The 14312-nt window shown below is 44.0% G+C and carries 13 protein-coding genes; 6 read left to right on the top strand and 7 right to left on the bottom strand.

The window, feature by feature from the left end:
• Positions 1-78 precede the first annotated feature (78 nt).
• On the top strand, positions 79-1110 hold the full coding sequence (locus ACT3TH_RS12495; protein WP_444756157.1) for a tRNA dihydrouridine synthase: 1032 nt from the start codon (positions 79-81) through the stop codon (positions 1108-1110).
• A gap of 60 nt (positions 1111-1170) precedes the next feature.
• Here the strand turns inward: ACT3TH_RS12495 and ACT3TH_RS12500 are convergent, their stop codons facing one another.
• Together ACT3TH_RS12500 and ACT3TH_RS12505 are read right to left on the bottom strand one after the other, a co-directional pair.
• Positions 1171-1596 carry an MAPEG family protein gene (locus tag ACT3TH_RS12500; RefSeq protein WP_444756158.1) on the bottom strand — a complete coding sequence of 142 codons (426 nt, stop codon included), beginning with the start codon at positions 1594-1596 and terminating at the stop codon, positions 1171-1173.
• A 14-nt stretch (positions 1597-1610) separates the two neighbouring features.
• Positions 1611-2024: an OsmC family protein gene (locus ACT3TH_RS12505; RefSeq protein WP_444756159.1), complete on the bottom strand. Its 414-nt coding sequence runs from the start codon at positions 2022-2024 to the stop codon at positions 1611-1613.
• A gap of 518 nt (positions 2025-2542) precedes the next feature.
• Here ACT3TH_RS12505 and ACT3TH_RS12510 point away from each other — a divergent pair.
• Positions 2543-3061 (top strand): RNA pyrophosphohydrolase, encoded by a 519-nt coding sequence (locus tag ACT3TH_RS12510; protein WP_444756160.1) that lies wholly within the window; start codon positions 2543-2545, stop codon positions 3059-3061.
• Positions 3062-3167: 106 nt separating this feature from the next.
• Here ACT3TH_RS12510 and ACT3TH_RS12515 read toward each other — a convergent pair whose 3' ends face one another.
• Together ACT3TH_RS12515 and ACT3TH_RS12520 are read right to left on the bottom strand one after the other, a co-directional pair.
• Complete coding sequence (locus tag ACT3TH_RS12515; RefSeq protein WP_444756161.1) at positions 3168-3983, bottom strand: NRDE family protein; 816 nt, start codon at positions 3981-3983, stop codon at positions 3168-3170.
• 94 nt (positions 3984-4077) lie between these two features.
• Positions 4078-5733, bottom strand: coding sequence for a DUF4139 domain-containing protein (locus ACT3TH_RS12520; RefSeq protein WP_444756162.1), 1656 nt, complete (start codon positions 5731-5733; stop codon positions 4078-4080).
• Between the two features lie 417 nt (positions 5734-6150).
• Here ACT3TH_RS12520 and lgt point away from each other — a divergent pair, with 417 nt between their 5' ends.
• The 3 genes from lgt (at position 6151) to ACT3TH_RS12535 (ending at position 8626) form a co-directional block, all read left to right on the top strand.
• A complete protein-coding gene (gene lgt, locus ACT3TH_RS12525; RefSeq protein WP_444756163.1) occupies positions 6151-7035 on the top strand; it encodes a prolipoprotein diacylglyceryl transferase in 885 nt (294 codons plus the stop codon).
• Between the two features lie 87 nt (positions 7036-7122).
• The gene (locus ACT3TH_RS12530) at positions 7123-7992 is read left to right on the top strand and encodes a thymidylate synthase (protein ID WP_444756203.1); all 870 of its coding nucleotides are present in this window, start codon (positions 7123-7125) and stop codon (positions 7990-7992) included.
• 61 nt (positions 7993-8053) lie between these two features.
• Positions 8054-8626: a dihydrofolate reductase gene (locus ACT3TH_RS12535; RefSeq protein WP_444756164.1), complete on the top strand. Its 573-nt coding sequence runs from the start codon at positions 8054-8056 to the stop codon at positions 8624-8626.
• Positions 8627-8855: 229 nt separating this feature from the next.
• Here ACT3TH_RS12535 and uvrC read toward each other — a convergent pair whose 3' ends face one another.
• Positions 8856-10700 carry an excinuclease ABC subunit UvrC gene (gene uvrC, locus ACT3TH_RS12540; protein ID WP_444756165.1) on the bottom strand — a complete coding sequence of 615 codons (1845 nt, stop codon included), beginning with the start codon at positions 10698-10700 and terminating at the stop codon, positions 8856-8858.
• Positions 10701-10856: 156 nt separating this feature from the next.
• Positions 10857-12383, bottom strand: coding sequence for a DUF3360 family protein (locus ACT3TH_RS12545; RefSeq protein WP_444756166.1), 1527 nt, complete (start codon positions 12381-12383; stop codon positions 10857-10859).
• A 499-nt stretch (positions 12384-12882) separates the two neighbouring features.
• On the opposite strand from ACT3TH_RS12545, the gene ACT3TH_RS12550 reads away from it, so the two are divergent.
• Positions 12883-13440 carry a DUF4442 domain-containing protein gene (locus ACT3TH_RS12550; protein ID WP_444756167.1) on the top strand — a complete coding sequence of 186 codons (558 nt, stop codon included), beginning with the start codon at positions 12883-12885 and terminating at the stop codon, positions 13438-13440.
• A gap of 241 nt (positions 13441-13681) precedes the next feature.
• On the opposite strand, the gene rplS is transcribed toward ACT3TH_RS12550, so the two are convergent.
• Positions 13682-14104 carry a 50S ribosomal protein L19 gene (gene rplS / locus ACT3TH_RS12555; RefSeq protein ID WP_444756168.1) on the bottom strand — a complete coding sequence of 141 codons (423 nt, stop codon included), beginning with the start codon at positions 14102-14104 and terminating at the stop codon, positions 13682-13684.
• Positions 14105-14312: the final 208 nt, after the last annotated feature.

Genomic DNA, 14312 nt, shown 5'->3' on the forward strand with positions numbered 1-14312 from the left:
TATTTACCCATCTAGCTTCTTTATGTATTTCCTTTATGTACCTCTCTTTAATTAGCCTCTAGCAGTGAACAATAAGCAATGACTAATAATTCGCAATTTAAAACATGTCAAAATACTATAAACCAATTATTTGCCAATCCTGTCCGCCTCCTCGCCCCGATGGAAGGCTTAACCGATCCTTTGATGCGACAAATCTTAACGCAAATTGCGACAGATTTAGGTCGCCCTTATGATTGGTCGGTCAGCGAGTTTATTCGCGTGACCCAGCATGTCTTGCCTGCCCACGTATTCTATAAGTACGTCCCTGAGCTTCATCATGATGCCAAAACCACCTCTGGCACGCCGATTCATGTGCAACTGCTCGGTAGCGAGGCGCAGCTAATGGCAGAAAACGCCACTTATGCTTGCGAGCTTGGCGCGCCCGCTATCGATATCAATTTTGGTTGCCCTGCCAAGACTGTCAATAGCCATCGCGGCGGCTCAGTGTTGCTTGACGAGCCTGAAGTCATGTATGACATTATCAGTGCGGTACGCCGCGCTGTTCCTACTCATATCCCTGTATCAGCAAAAATTCGTCTGGGTTATACCGATACCAGTCGAATGGACGATATTCGTGGGGCGATTGCTTCTAGTGGCGCTGATTGGCTCACCATTCATGCGCGTACCAAAACCCAAGGTTACAAGCCACCAGCTTATTGGGATAAAATTCAAAATTTTAATTCGCTAGACATTCCTGTGATTGCCAATGGTGAGATTTGGACAGCAGAGCAAGCACAAAACTGTATGATGCAGGCGGGAACGCCGCATTTAATGCTAGGTCGCGGCGCAGTTACCCGTCCTGACTTGATTGCTAATGTTGATCATGGTTTTGTTAGAGTTGATGATAAAAACCCAGCAGATAAAACATTACTATGGCAAGATTTAATCGCGCATCAAATCAAATTTTTAGAAGGGGCGGCCAAAAGTGACGTGGTCTTAGTGGGTCGTTATAAACAGTGGCTAGGCATGCTAACCAAAGGCTATAGCGAAGCGCAAACACTATGGGAAGGTATCAAACGAGAAAAAAATAAGGCAGCGATTATCAGCGCACTGCAAACCAGTGTACGGTAACAATCAACTGCCCTTATTTTAGATATGTCTTAAAACATGCCTATGATAACAGGCCGAGTATTAAATACTAATGCGAATGGCTAAATAAAACAGCATCAAACAGCAAGCAATCGATAACACCCAAAGTATGGAACGAAACGTTGCCAAATTGGAAATATATGCCGCGCAATAACCAACACGAATCAGCACGTACAACCAAGCCAATGTATTAATAATCAGTTGCGGTACAAAGAACAACATAGCAACCAAGACGGCGGCCAAGAATACTGGCAACGTCTCATAACTGTTTTGCTGTGCAGCATTAGCACGCGCGGCCGCCCCTGTCGTGTGTTGCAAAAAATCCCGCGGGTGTGAATTGTCAGACAGATTGAAACCGCCAAACGCTTTAGCCAACATTGCCATCACTATTGGCAGTAGGCTTGCCACCACCATCGCCCAAATAGCAGATGCCGCTGTATCAGAGACCAAACCAAAGATTGCATTCATGAGTATCTTTACCCCTATCCTGCAATAACTTCAAAATCATGGGTAATATTCACCCCACCTTGTGCCAGCATTCGGCTGGCTGAGCAATATTTCTCTGCAGACAGATTCACGGCTTTTTCAACTTGCTTGTCTTTGATATCTTGACCGGTCACGATAAAATGCATATGGATATCAGTATATACTGCTGGCACAGCATCAGCGCGCTTGGCGGTCAGCTCACAACGCACATCTTTTACCTCTTGGCGCGATTTTTGTAAAATTGATACCACATCATAACTGGCACAACCACCAAGCCCTAATAAAATCAGTTCCATTGGGCTAGCGCCTTTTTCTTTACCACCATCCATTTGTACATTATGTCCTGATGGGGATACGCCCATAAATGCTTTATCTTCTTGCCATGTAACGCTTGCCTTTGATTCTGACATTTTGAATGATCCTTATATGAAATGGTACATTGCCTGTTTTTATATTATTAAGGCAATGATTTGTCTAATTGAAGGTTAGCGCTAGTGTAACATAAGCCAAAGCAAGGTTTTATAAAGCCATTGTCTTAGATTGTCGTCTCACACTACTAATATATGGATAACCCCTATTAATTTATCTTTTCGTTTTTCAATTGCACATGCTTTTCGAATCGTTCTTGGTAAATGATTTAGACCTTATATATAGAACCTACTTTCTAACTCTCACCTATCTCCAACATCTTAATTTTTAATAAACACACAAAAGTTTAATTATAACTACCTGATTTTAAAAAGTTAAACTCGTGAAACATTTTATAGCAAAATACTGTTACACATTTTGCTTGTTTCTTGGTTTAATAACGCTAATGAATCTTATTTTTACCTGATATCGATAATAATCACCTTATAATAATTATGATTGCTGTCACGATGTCTTGTCAAAGTAGGCTATATTTTAAACAAATTAAAAAGGTTTGGTCATGATAGATGCAGACGGCTTTCGCGCCAATGTCGGCATCATCTTGGCAAATACACAAGGGCAAGTTCTGTGGGCAAAACGTATTGGTCACAACGCTTGGCAGTTCCCGCAAGGCGGTATCGACCGCGGGGAGACGCCGCTGGATGCGATGTATCGCGAACTCTGGGAAGAGGTCGGCCTACATCCGTGTCATGTAGACTTGTTGGCAGTGACGCAAGATTGGTTGCGTTATCGTTTGCCAAAACGTTATGTGCGTCACGGACAGCACCCCCTATGTATTGGGCAAAAACAAAAATGGTTTTTGCTACGCTTAGATGAGCCGAATACCCAACACATCCGCTTTGATGAGGGCAAACCAGAGTTTGACCATTGGCAATGGGTCAGCTACTGGTATCCACTCGGACAAGTGATTCACTTTAAACGCGGGGTATACCGCCGAGCTTTGCAAGAGCTGGTGCGTGAACTCCCCCTCGAACAAGAGCTGATTATTCCAGAACAAGACAATCATTTGTTGGTGTAATTAGTGTTCGCTCAATCAAGTAATTAGTTTTGATGTAATAATAGATGTCCACGATAGTCGCTAGAATCTTTGGCGATTATCGTGGACATTTTTTTATTTTCTGTGATTAGCTGGATTGCTGATGACACTCTCGGCTAATGATATTCGCTCTGATATTTGAGTCTTTATCGGTATCTTTGGTCAAGGTCAAAATGCTTTGAGTACGTGTCCCATAAGTGGGTACATTCTCTGTCACATTGCCAAAGGCGATAGGCTCGATATAAACCGAAGACAGGACATGTTCCGTCTCAACCGCCATCCCAGTCTTAGGTAACTGATCAAACGGTGCTTGAATATTATCGGATAACACGTCAAAAGCCGCCTGTTGCCAGTACTCAGGCGAGCTATCTTCAGCGATCAAAGGTAGTACTTCTTGCCGTAGTCTGCCACGTAAGCGCTCGGTTTTAAACCAGCTATCCTCTGGCTGACCGTTCGATATGACATGTAATCCTGCGTACAAAGGCATAGGAGCATGGCCGCGATTGTTAACAATAACGGCTTGCTTTGTGTCACCGATAATGAGGTTGAAACCTGCGTATTCTTGCAGATTAATGTTGCGCGCAAAGTCCATTGGGCTTAACGTACCTGTTAAAAACTCAGTGACCAATGCCCCTCGTGAGCGCTCATCACTGCTAGCCTGTACACCATCTCGAAAGTTCAATACGGCCGCCCAGCGCCCGTTTTGTTGTTGAAAGTTTTGCTGCTGTTCTTGATGAATTCCCAACCAAGTCCCACCGCTTTGACGGTCACGCCCTGCATAAATAGGCTGATCAGACCACTGATGTAATGGCGCTGTCGGACGCTGTAAAAACTCATCACGATTGGACAATAATACCAAAGGTAGCTCATCAAATAATTGCCAAGCAATGGCGACGATACACATAGCGTTCCTTTTATAATATTTTGTTGGGCAAGTGCTTTTTAGCAAAGATAAGAACCATTGTTAAAAATGGGGTTAGCTAAACCGTCATTATTTATTAATTACCGATCAATACTTTGTTGGCAGGATAGCTGAGTTGAGAGGTCGAGCGAATCACTTGTGACTGCTTACTCGGTAAATCAAATTCCCACGCTACCATACCTTGATTGTCATTCCAATTACGTTCAGTGACAGGCGGCGTATGATTGACTGAAACTTTCAGACTGTCGTCACGGCTGATAGGCTCACTACCTAATACCTGTAAGCGCACACTGCGGTTATGCTGATTTGTAAATTGATAAGCTTTAGTAGTCGTTAAGGTTTGCTGCCTACTCAGCACGCCTTTCTCACCTTGCTTGTCTTCATTGCTCAACTCTTTCACCATCATGTTTGAATCACGACCAAAACCGATTCCCTGCTCTTTTAGCATCTGATAGCTATAATACGACTGCCCAACATAGTTGCCATCACGGTACAGCTGTAATGAGCCGTCTACCCAATCTGGAGTCAGAAATGGTGCTGACGCATACCAATAGGCAGCTGTCTCAACGCTGGGTGTACTTCGAACCCACAGCTTACTGCTGCCAGATTGCTCTCCAATGACAGTGCGAACTCTTCTACCACCACTAGGAATAGTCACCAACTGCGGTAATCGATACCCAATGATACCGTTCTTGTTTTGACTACTGACTGTAAAACTCGGTAGCGGTAACATAGTCGGTTCTAGTGCAGCATCGCTATAACTCTCTCCTCCAGATACCAACACAACAGGCGTGTTATCAAACATAGGCGGTACATACTGAACATTTTGATTTTCTTCATATAGCGACAGGCGCGGCACATAAGGCAGTTGACCTGTAGGATTTTGGTTAGGGTTAGCGGTACTGAGTGTCACAGGTACGTTTGTCCAATTCTCACCCGTCTGCTGAGCGATGATCGCAGAGGCAGTCACATTTAACTGGTCACTATTTGTGTTTAGGCGCGCTTGGTACGTGGGTTGCCAGCCCGCACCGCGCACTTGATAATGTAATTTGATGCTACTTGGTGAGCGACTGGCTGTGCGTACACTCACCTGTGTCACATTGTTAGCATTTGACGTTGCGCTGCCTGCCATAAGCTGATTCAGTGCGTCTTGTGCGCGTGCCTGCCGCTGCTGAATCTCAAAAATTCTTTGGTTGAGGCTTGTCGCTTGCGTCTCTATATCGCGCGCATTATTGGCGATAGTCCCATCCGTATTGATCTGCGTGACTGTGGTCAAATTCTGTAAATAGGCTTTTGCTAAGCGCGCTGCTTCTAATTCAGCCTTGATACTGGCTAATGTCGTTTGCTGCGTCTGTACCGTGGCATCACCTTGATATTGGCACTGGACTGCTTGCTCTCCTGTTAACTCTTCAATACTGATTTCACCAACGTTGACGTTACCCACTGCCTGTACGCTCAAGCTGTCCTTATCAATATAAGGCGATAGGCACGAAAATATAACGGTTTGCTCACCATTACCAGTGATGGGCAATGCCCGTGTGACGCTTGCCAGCCCTTGGTAAACTGTCACTTGCTCAATACTGCTGGTTGCTGCTTGAGCGCTAGATAATCCCAGCACAGTACTGCCACCAAGTATAAGCGGCAGAACAACAAACCGCGTTATTTGGGTGAGCGGCGGTAATTCGCGTGTATGATCAGTCATGACAGACCAATGGGTTGGGTATGCGTTCATACATCTTTCCTTAGAAATGAAATTTTTTATGGTATCAGTACAAGCCTGATAAAAGATAAGTGCGCAAAACCATACGTATCCTAAACGTATTGCTATCGCTTTTTTAATGATTGTTGGTGATGGATATGTTTGTAGATGAGTTATCCATCTTGGGATTTATCTCAAAACTATAGTGTACTCTTATCAATCATCAATACCACCCCTGTCATCCCAAAACTTTCTTCTATGACGGCTCCTAGCGCTGATATCTGCCCTACTTGATTTATCATAACTCCTGTCCACCAATCTAAAGATAAGCGTAAGGCCGTTACTCTAAACCACTAACGTCCAGTGACTGGGTTGGAGCAATTATGTATGCCCAGCGCATGAAATTTGCTATTATGAGCGACATCTTATTATCGATATTATGATGCCCTTATGATGATTCACCCTCAGTATGATCCTGTAGCATTGGCACTTGGGCCTGTGGAAGTCCATTGGTATGGCCTGATGTATCTGCTGGCATTTGCTGCCGCTTACGGTCTGGCTTGGTATCGCAGCACCAAACGCGACAGCTGGACGACGGATATGGTCTCAGACCTAGTCTTTTTTGGTGCGCTTGGTGTCATTTTAGGTGGCCGTGTCGGTTATGTGTTGTTTTATCAATTCGGCGAGCTGCTGCAAAACCCTGCGTACCTATTCAAGGTGTGGGAAGGCGGTATGTCTTTTCACGGCGGTATGATTGGTGTCTTACTGGGCATGTTATATTTTGCCCGTAAGTATAAAAAAACGCCTTTTCAAGTGCTTGACTTCATTGTGCCTTGTGTACCAACGGGCTTACTGTTTGGCCGTATTGGTAATTATATCAATGGTGAATTATGGGGACGCGTCTCAGACGGTGGCTATAACTGGCTGACGTATTTTCCGCAAGCCGCCGCCTCTGATGCCCAACTATTACAGTCCAATCCTGAGCTACAATCCTTGATGCTTGAAGTCAATGGACAGTATTTGTTGCCTCGTCACCCCTCACAGTTGTATGAAGCATTTGCTGAAGGCTTATTGTTGTTTCTTTTTCTGTGGTGGTATTCATCAAAGCCGCGTCCACGTATGGCGGTAACTGCTGTGTTCTTATTAGGCTATGGTATCAGTCGCTTTATCATTGAGTTTTTCCGTCAGCCCGATGCCGATCAAGGATTTATATTGTTAGGTTGGATGACCAAAGGCCAGATGTTGAGCGCACCCATGATTATTATTGGATTTGCCCTATTGGTTTACGCGTACAAACGCGGCATTTATGATTGGGGCAAGCAGTCGGCTTATTAAGCCTATCTTTACTGAGCCACACTCTAAGCACTGTAACAATCATACGCTTTGATAGCGTATAAGAGCATTTTTATGAATAGTAATACCATGAATCAACCCCTTAGCAATAAAAACGAGCAGGCCTACTTAAGTCTGCTCCAGCAAGTTATGAGCGAAGGTGCCGAAAAAGGTGACCGTACTGGCACTGGCACGCTAAGCCATTTTGGCGCACAACTGCGTTTTGACTTAGCATCAGGGTTTCCCCTATTAACCACAAAAAAAGTCCACTTCAAATCCATCGTTTATGAGCTATTGTGGTTTTTAAGCGGCAGTACCCATGTCGACTATTTACAAAAAAATGGCGTACGTATTTGGAACGAATGGGCAACAGCTGAGCAGACGGCACGTTTCAACCGTCCTGAGGGCGACTTAGGTCCCGTCTATGGTCATCAATGGCGTAACTACGGTGCCAGTAAAGGTGATGATGGCAGCTATAATAGCGACGGCGTTGATCAAATTACGCAAGTCATTGAGCAAATAAAAACCAACCCCAATTCACGCCGTTTGATTGTGTCTGGTTGGAATCCGGGTGAAGCCGAGCAAGTCGCCTTACCGCCGTGTCATACCCTGTTTCAATTCTTTGTCGCGGACAATAAGCTGTCCTGCCAGCTGTATCAGCGTTCAGCCGATTTGTTTTTAGGCGTGCCATTTAATATCGCAAGCTACGCGCTATTGACGCATATGGTCGCGCAAGTTTGTGGACTAGAAGTTGGTGAGTTTATCTGGACAGGTGGCGATTGCCATATTTATCAAAACCACCGCGAGCAGGTCGAGCTACAGCTAACACGCTCGCTTTATGAGCTGCCAACTTTGACGCTCAACCCAGATGTCGATGATATTTTTGCGTTCACTTATGAAGATATCAGCGTTAATGGCTATGAGTCACATCCTGCGATCAAAGCGAAAGTTGCTGTATAAATAGTGCTTTTTACTATAGTTTTAATGACTGTAATTTTAATAAGAAAAATAAGGATATGTTATGAGTTATGCCCACACTGAAGTTGCCCAAATCGCTGCAATTAGTAGCAATCGCTGTATCGGTAAAAACAATGAGCTACCATGGCATATCTCAGCAGATTTGCAGCATTTTAAAAAAATGACCACCAAACAAAATGATGGTGATATACAAGGTATCGTCATTATGGGTCGCAAGACGTTTGAGTCAATGGGCAGCAAGCCTTTGCCAAAGCGCGTCAGCTTTATCATCAGCACTCAAATGGACTACGCTGAGCAAAAAGGGCTGATCGATAAAAATAACGCTCACGTGGTACACAATTTAGACGATGCGTTAACGCAAGCGGCAAGCCTCGCTCATGGTGCCCATCTTGATACCATTTGGATAATCGGCGGTGAGCGTGTATTCAATGAGGCAATGATGTATACCGATCGTATTGAGCTGACGCATATCGATACTGAAATTACAGACGGCGATGCATTTTTTCCAGAACTATCGGACAATTTTATTGTCGCCTCAGAGTCTGAACAGATGCACGATGACAAAAGTTATTTAGACTTTAGATTTGTGACTTATCAAAAAAAAGCTGCTGAATAACACAGTCAATCAAAAATAAGAGTGATACATACGGTCATTATGTTCTACTGGAATAAATTTTGCGAAGCATCTGTCACGCTTGCGAGCAGCCAGTGAGTAAAATTGATACCAGTAGAACCGTACTCTTCTTAAGATAGATGGACTATAGCAGCGTACTTGCTAAAAAAAGGGTCTATCATAAGCAACAACGTCGCTTATGATAGACCCTTTTATATTGTAATCATCTGACCTATTCATGCAGCACTTTATATACCGTTTTGGCAAGTACTGGTCCGATGCCTTGCACGCCTGCCAACTCTTGCTGTGAGGCGCCAAGCAACTGTTGCATACCGCCAAAATGATTAAGCAAGTCACGACGGCGCTTCTCTCCCAATCCTGGTATGACTTCTAGCACGGACGATGAACGACGCTTATCACGCTTCTTACGATGGGCCGTAATCGCAAAACGATGTGCCTCATCGCGAATGTGCATCAACAAATGCAATGCCTTACTATCCATTGGCAAATCAAGCGGTTCATGATCGATAAAGTGTAATACTTCAAGACCCGCTTTACGTCCCTCGCCTTTTGCCACACTGATGAGCAAGGTATCACCAAGGATGCCCAATTCGACCAGTACTTCTTTTGCAATCCCAAGCTGACCTTTACCGCCATCAATCAGTAACAAGTCCGGCAGTGGCTGCTTTTTATAACGACGCGTCAGTACTTGCTTCATCGCGGCATAATCATCGCCGCCCTGAATGTCATGAATGGCGTATTGGCGATAATCACGACGACGCGAGCCACCTTGATCAAAGACCACGCAGCTACCAATGGTCGCCTCGCCCATCGTATGAGAAATATCAAAGCATTCAATCCGATCAATAGTGCGATCAGTGACGTCGGTCAAGACATCTTTTAGTGCACCAAAACGTGCATGCAACTCTAAATAATCGCCCAGCTTGGTTTTTAACGCGTTATTTGTATTTAATTTTGCCAAATCTAACCACTCTGAACGATGCTCACGCACATTGGTTTTCATCACGACTTTATTACCAAAATGCGTTGCCAGTGCTTCACTAACCGCGCTTTGATCCGGCAGCTCATGACTCAAAATGATTTCTGCTGGCAGATCGTCAGTCACCTGAAAGTAAAACGAGGTAATAAAGGCAGATAAATTATCCGCTAACGGCTCGCTGCTATCGACGTCTGGGAAGTAATTCTTGCCCCCCAACACACGCCCGCCGCGCACGGTCAATACATTGACACACGTCATGCCTGCTTGGCTCGAGATAGCAATCACATCGGCCTCACCTTGTACGGTATAGACGGCTTGCCGTGCTTGTACTTCGCGCAGCATAGACAATTGATCACGGTAAAATACCGCCTTTTCAAAATCTAGAGCTTCGGCTGCCCCTTCCATTTTTTCGATCAACGTACTATGGATATCACTAGAATCGCCCTTCAAAAAACGAATGGTGTTATTGACATCCTCTGCATATTCCTCGGGTGACACTAAGCCCACACAAGGCGCACGGCAGCGCTTAATCTGATATTCAAGACAAGGACGCTTGCGTTGTTTAAAAAAAGTATTGGTGCATTGGCGCATCTGAAACATTTTTTGCATCAGCACCAGCGTTTCTTTGGCAGCGTGAGCCGAAGGAAAAGGCCCAAAAAACCGGCCTTTTTGATGATTGCCTTTACCGCGACCATACGCCAATCGAGGATAAGGTTTGTCCGCTGAAATAAACACATAGAGGTAAGACTTATCATCACGCAATAAAACATTATAGGGAGGACGATACTCTTTGATCAGGTTTTGCTCAAGTAGTAACGCCTCCGTCTCACTACGCGTGATGATCGTCTCAATATTGTGAATACGAGCCACCAACGCTCGCGTTTTTGGATGATCGATGGTCTTAGCAAAGTAACTGTTTACGCGACTTTTTAGCGATTTGGCTTTACCGACATATAGGGTATCGCCGTTTTTGCCCAGCATTTTGTAAACCCCTGGCAGATTCGGCAAACGTTTGATGAGATGCTTAAGACGAGCTTTTTTATCATCGACAGGAATCGACTCTGGGACAGTAACCATAGAATCTTGTGCTCTTAAAAACGTAAGTAATATCGATATTTATGGGGCGATGACCCTCATTTTGCAAGCCAGCAAACCCTTTAACGACCGTCAATAAAAAACCAGCAAGAAGCTGGCTTTTTTGGTACAAATTTTATGAGTATAACCTAAACACTATTAATGACGAAAATTTGGTAGCAATGCTGGAATACCAGGCAGCATACCCACAATCGCCATGACCCCAGTTAAGACCACGAAGGTAATAACCGGGATAATCCAGCGACTCATTTTTGATAAACTGGCACTGCGCTCTTTAGAGCCGATCAATCCTAGATTATCCAGCACCAAAGTAATCGACCATCCAAAAGCTGGATTGACCAATGCTGAAGCAAATACGACAATTGCAGCAGATTGTGTCGTTTTACCTTCGCGTGTCATTTCCATCCCTGCCTCAAGCAGTGGAATAAAAACCCCAACGATGAGTGCCACACACATTACTGGTTCCCAAATGGCCAAATCCATAGGATAACCCCAGATCCCAGCAATAATACAAAACAAACCAGTTAACACTGCACCCGCTGGAATAGGACGCTTAGCAATCGCCGCAGGCACAATATACGTGCCCCACGATGACGCGAAGTTTGCGCCCCCAAGTATGGAGCCTGCCACCTGACGAATTGAAGCGCTTGTCATCGTGTCATCGATATCCATAAGTACACGTTCTGTACACTTTGGATAGCTGATTTTTTGGAAGACCTGATGACCTAAAAAATCTGGTGACCACATGGCAACAGCCAGCACTGCAAATGGCAGTACCACGATAAAGCTTTCGACTGTCGGTAATCCCAACATCCAACCTGTGTCTTCACCCCACCAATACATTGGGTTCATATTTGGTAAGCCAGGCGCAGTTTCGAACGCAAATGGCGCTCCCATGGCAAAAGCAACGCCACCACCTAACAGGCAACTGAGCGGAACAGCCAGCCAACGCTTTTGGAAATTTTCTAGCAATGCATAAAGTATAATCGTAAGAAGAATCACTACAAAGGCAATATGTGCCATGCCAATACCTTCAGCCCACGCAAAAAGGTTTTTGACCTGCGAGATTGTACCAATAAAGCCCAAATAAAGCAGCAAACCACCACAAACGCCTTTACTGGTCAGGTTTGCCAGTAAACTGCCTCCTTTACTGATTGCCAGTAACAATCCGAAGGCACCAATGAGTAAGCCAAAAGCCATTGGGTGGCCACCAGCAGCCACGACGATAGGAATGAGGGGAATAAGCGGCCCATGAGTGCCGGCAAGGTTGGCGGTAGGTAGCAGGAAGCCTGAGAACAAAATAACGAAGAACGCTACAATGAGTAGCTCATAACGTACATTTTCTAAGATAAACGCATCACTTAAACCAAGTGGCCCTGCAAACGTTGCGGCAATGGCACCCACCATGACTACTTTACCGATGGTTGCTGCCATGGCTGGAATGGTGTCTTCGTATTCAAAGCGATAATCACGAAACGGTAAGTTAGCACGCCAGCGTTTTGGTTGCATGATTTGTAGTTCGTGATTCAAATAAGCGTCACGGCTGTCAAAGCTTTTGCTCGATTTATGCAAATCAGGATAGCTGCCCAACAGTTCGCTATCCTGATCAGAGGGGTTTGATGGTTGTTGATTAGACCTTGGGGAAGGTATCTGAGTATGACTCATCACATGTCCTTATGTCGATTGAAGCTTTGGTTGACAAACCCTTCATCTGTCATTACATAGGATAAAGCGTCTGTCAAAATTGTGGGCTATTGTATGCCAACCAAGTTTGAAATGCGAGCCTACAGCAATGGCAAGATGCTGTTAAAAGTTCTATACGTACCCCTATGGCTAATAACTTAAAGCTTTGGTTTTTGATTTTAAGAATGTAATTATCCTGTATTTTAAATAAGTAATATCGAAATATGAGATATTACTTATTTAATATGAGTACAGTTGACACTCTTAATCAGAGCGTATATCTGTTGATAACTCTATAATAAATCAAACTTTTTTGAGTGTATTTTTATTCTATTGAGGCTTTTAGCCACTTTAAGACTAGCGAGCTTTACGATTTTTAATTATGATGAATGTTTTTCTTCTCATTTGCTCTCTAATAATCAATAAACGTTTTCAATTGGCAAACAAGAAAGATTAAGAAGCAAGACAATAGGATTCATGTATGAGTTTACTACCCATTAACTTTGAGACATTAAAACGCAAAGCCAAGAAAAACATCATGCCATTGCTGACACCGCATTTACTAAAACTGCGCATTAATACCTATGCGCCCTATGTTGGCGCTGGTATCAAAATTGATCATATTGACCTTGATCAAGGCTTGTGTGTGGTGAGCATGGGACTGAGCAGTCTGAATAAAAATATCGTCGGTACTCAGTTCGGTGGCAGCTTGTACTCAATGGTTGATCCGTTTTACATGCTGATGCTCATGCACCAGCTGGGCAATAGTTACGTGGTCTGGGATAAAAACTCACATATCGAGTTCATCGCGCCTGGCAACAGTAAAGTCACTACTCGTATGAAGATACCCAGCTCTGAGCTGACAACGATTCAGGAGCTGGCAAAAGATGGCGACGCTGTATTTCGTGAATATCAAGCCGAGATCGTCGACGATCAACAAAAGGTGATTGCCACTGTCACTAAGACACTCTATATTCGACTGCGTAAGTACAGTAACTCAAAAGACCAAAGCAGCCGTATAGAAAACTTAGATGACTAACTTCGGCAATTAAAACATTGATAATGAAAGCTTAGATAGTGCCACTGATAGATTTATAAAAAGTTAAACCCGCACATACAAAAACCCCAATCCAGCATTCGCATAGATTGGGGTTTTGTCTTTTTTTGGTATGGCCCGCTTATTTATAAATAAACCTATGAATAAGGGCTTGTATCTACTTTGACCTCATTTTCGGTTGACCGTACAATTCTACAATCAACTAAAAATGGTAAGCTTTTGCTTAAATACCAGGTGCAGTTTCAACTGCATCAGGTACGCCAGCGTCAGTTTTTTTCTGAGCAACTGAACGAGCAGGAAGCTTTTCGCGGATACGGGCTGATTTACCAGAGCGCTCACGTAAGTAGTACAGTTTCGCACGGCGAACAGCACCGCGGCGTTTCACTTCAATGCTGTCAATGATTGGTGAATGCAACTGGAATGCACGCTCAACACCAACGCCGCTTGAGATTTTACGTACGGTAAACGCTGAGTTTACACCGCGGTTACGCTTAGCGATTACAATGCCTTCAAAAGCCTGTAGACGCTCACGATCACCTTCACGTACTTTTACTTGAACCACAACGGTATCGCCGGGTGCAAAGCTTGGGCGCTCAAGCAATTGAGCGTTTTCGATGACCTGTACCAATGGATGCTTGTTGCTCATGAGAGTTATCTCCTCACATTAGATAATAGAGGCTTAACGCATATCACCTGTTTGTAATAATTAATCGCATCTCATTATAGTGAGATGAAACGTAAATGGGTTGTGACCAACGGCCATTATGCTATGACCTGTTTTATTATTGCTCAATATTCTAATGCTTAACTGTTTATCAAAAAAATGTTTTATAAGGTAACTTTTACAAAATCTA

This window comes from Psychrobacter sp. AOP22-C1-C5, from assembly GCF_052378885.1.
In the GTDB taxonomy this organism is placed as follows: domain Bacteria; phylum Pseudomonadota; class Gammaproteobacteria; order Pseudomonadales; family Moraxellaceae; genus Psychrobacter.

Coding starts and splice junctions, on each gene's coding strand:
- ACT3TH_RS12495 (WP_444756157.1), top strand. CDS start 79: ATGACTAATAATTCGCAATTTAAAACATGTCAAAATACTATAAACCAA.
- ACT3TH_RS12500 (WP_444756158.1), bottom strand. CDS start 1,596: ATGAATGCAATCTTTGGTTTGGTCTCTGATACAGCGGCATCTGCTATT.
- ACT3TH_RS12505 (WP_444756159.1), bottom strand. CDS start 2,024: ATGTCAGAATCAAAGGCAAGCGTTACATGGCAAGAAGATAAAGCATTT.
- ACT3TH_RS12510 (WP_444756160.1), top strand. CDS start 2,543: ATGATAGATGCAGACGGCTTTCGCGCCAATGTCGGCATCATCTTGGCA.
- ACT3TH_RS12515 (WP_444756161.1), bottom strand. CDS start 3,983: ATGTGTATCGTCGCCATTGCTTGGCAATTATTTGATGAGCTACCTTTG.
- ACT3TH_RS12520 (WP_444756162.1), bottom strand. CDS start 5,733: ATGAACGCATACCCAACCCATTGGTCTGTCATGACTGATCATACACGC.
- lgt (WP_444756163.1), top strand. CDS start 6,151: ATGATGATTCACCCTCAGTATGATCCTGTAGCATTGGCACTTGGGCCT.
- ACT3TH_RS12530 (WP_444756203.1), top strand. CDS start 7,123: ATGAATCAACCCCTTAGCAATAAAAACGAGCAGGCCTACTTAAGTCTG.
- ACT3TH_RS12535 (WP_444756164.1), top strand. CDS start 8,054: ATGAGTTATGCCCACACTGAAGTTGCCCAAATCGCTGCAATTAGTAGC.
- uvrC (WP_444756165.1), bottom strand. CDS start 10,700: ATGGTTACTGTCCCAGAGTCGATTCCTGTCGATGATAAAAAAGCTCGT.
- ACT3TH_RS12545 (WP_444756166.1), bottom strand. CDS start 12,383: ATGAGTCATACTCAGATACCTTCCCCAAGGTCTAATCAACAACCATCA.
- ACT3TH_RS12550 (WP_444756167.1), top strand. CDS start 12,883: ATGAGTTTACTACCCATTAACTTTGAGACATTAAAACGCAAAGCCAAG.
- rplS (WP_444756168.1), bottom strand. CDS start 14,104: ATGAGCAACAAGCATCCATTGGTACAGGTCATCGAAAACGCTCAATTG.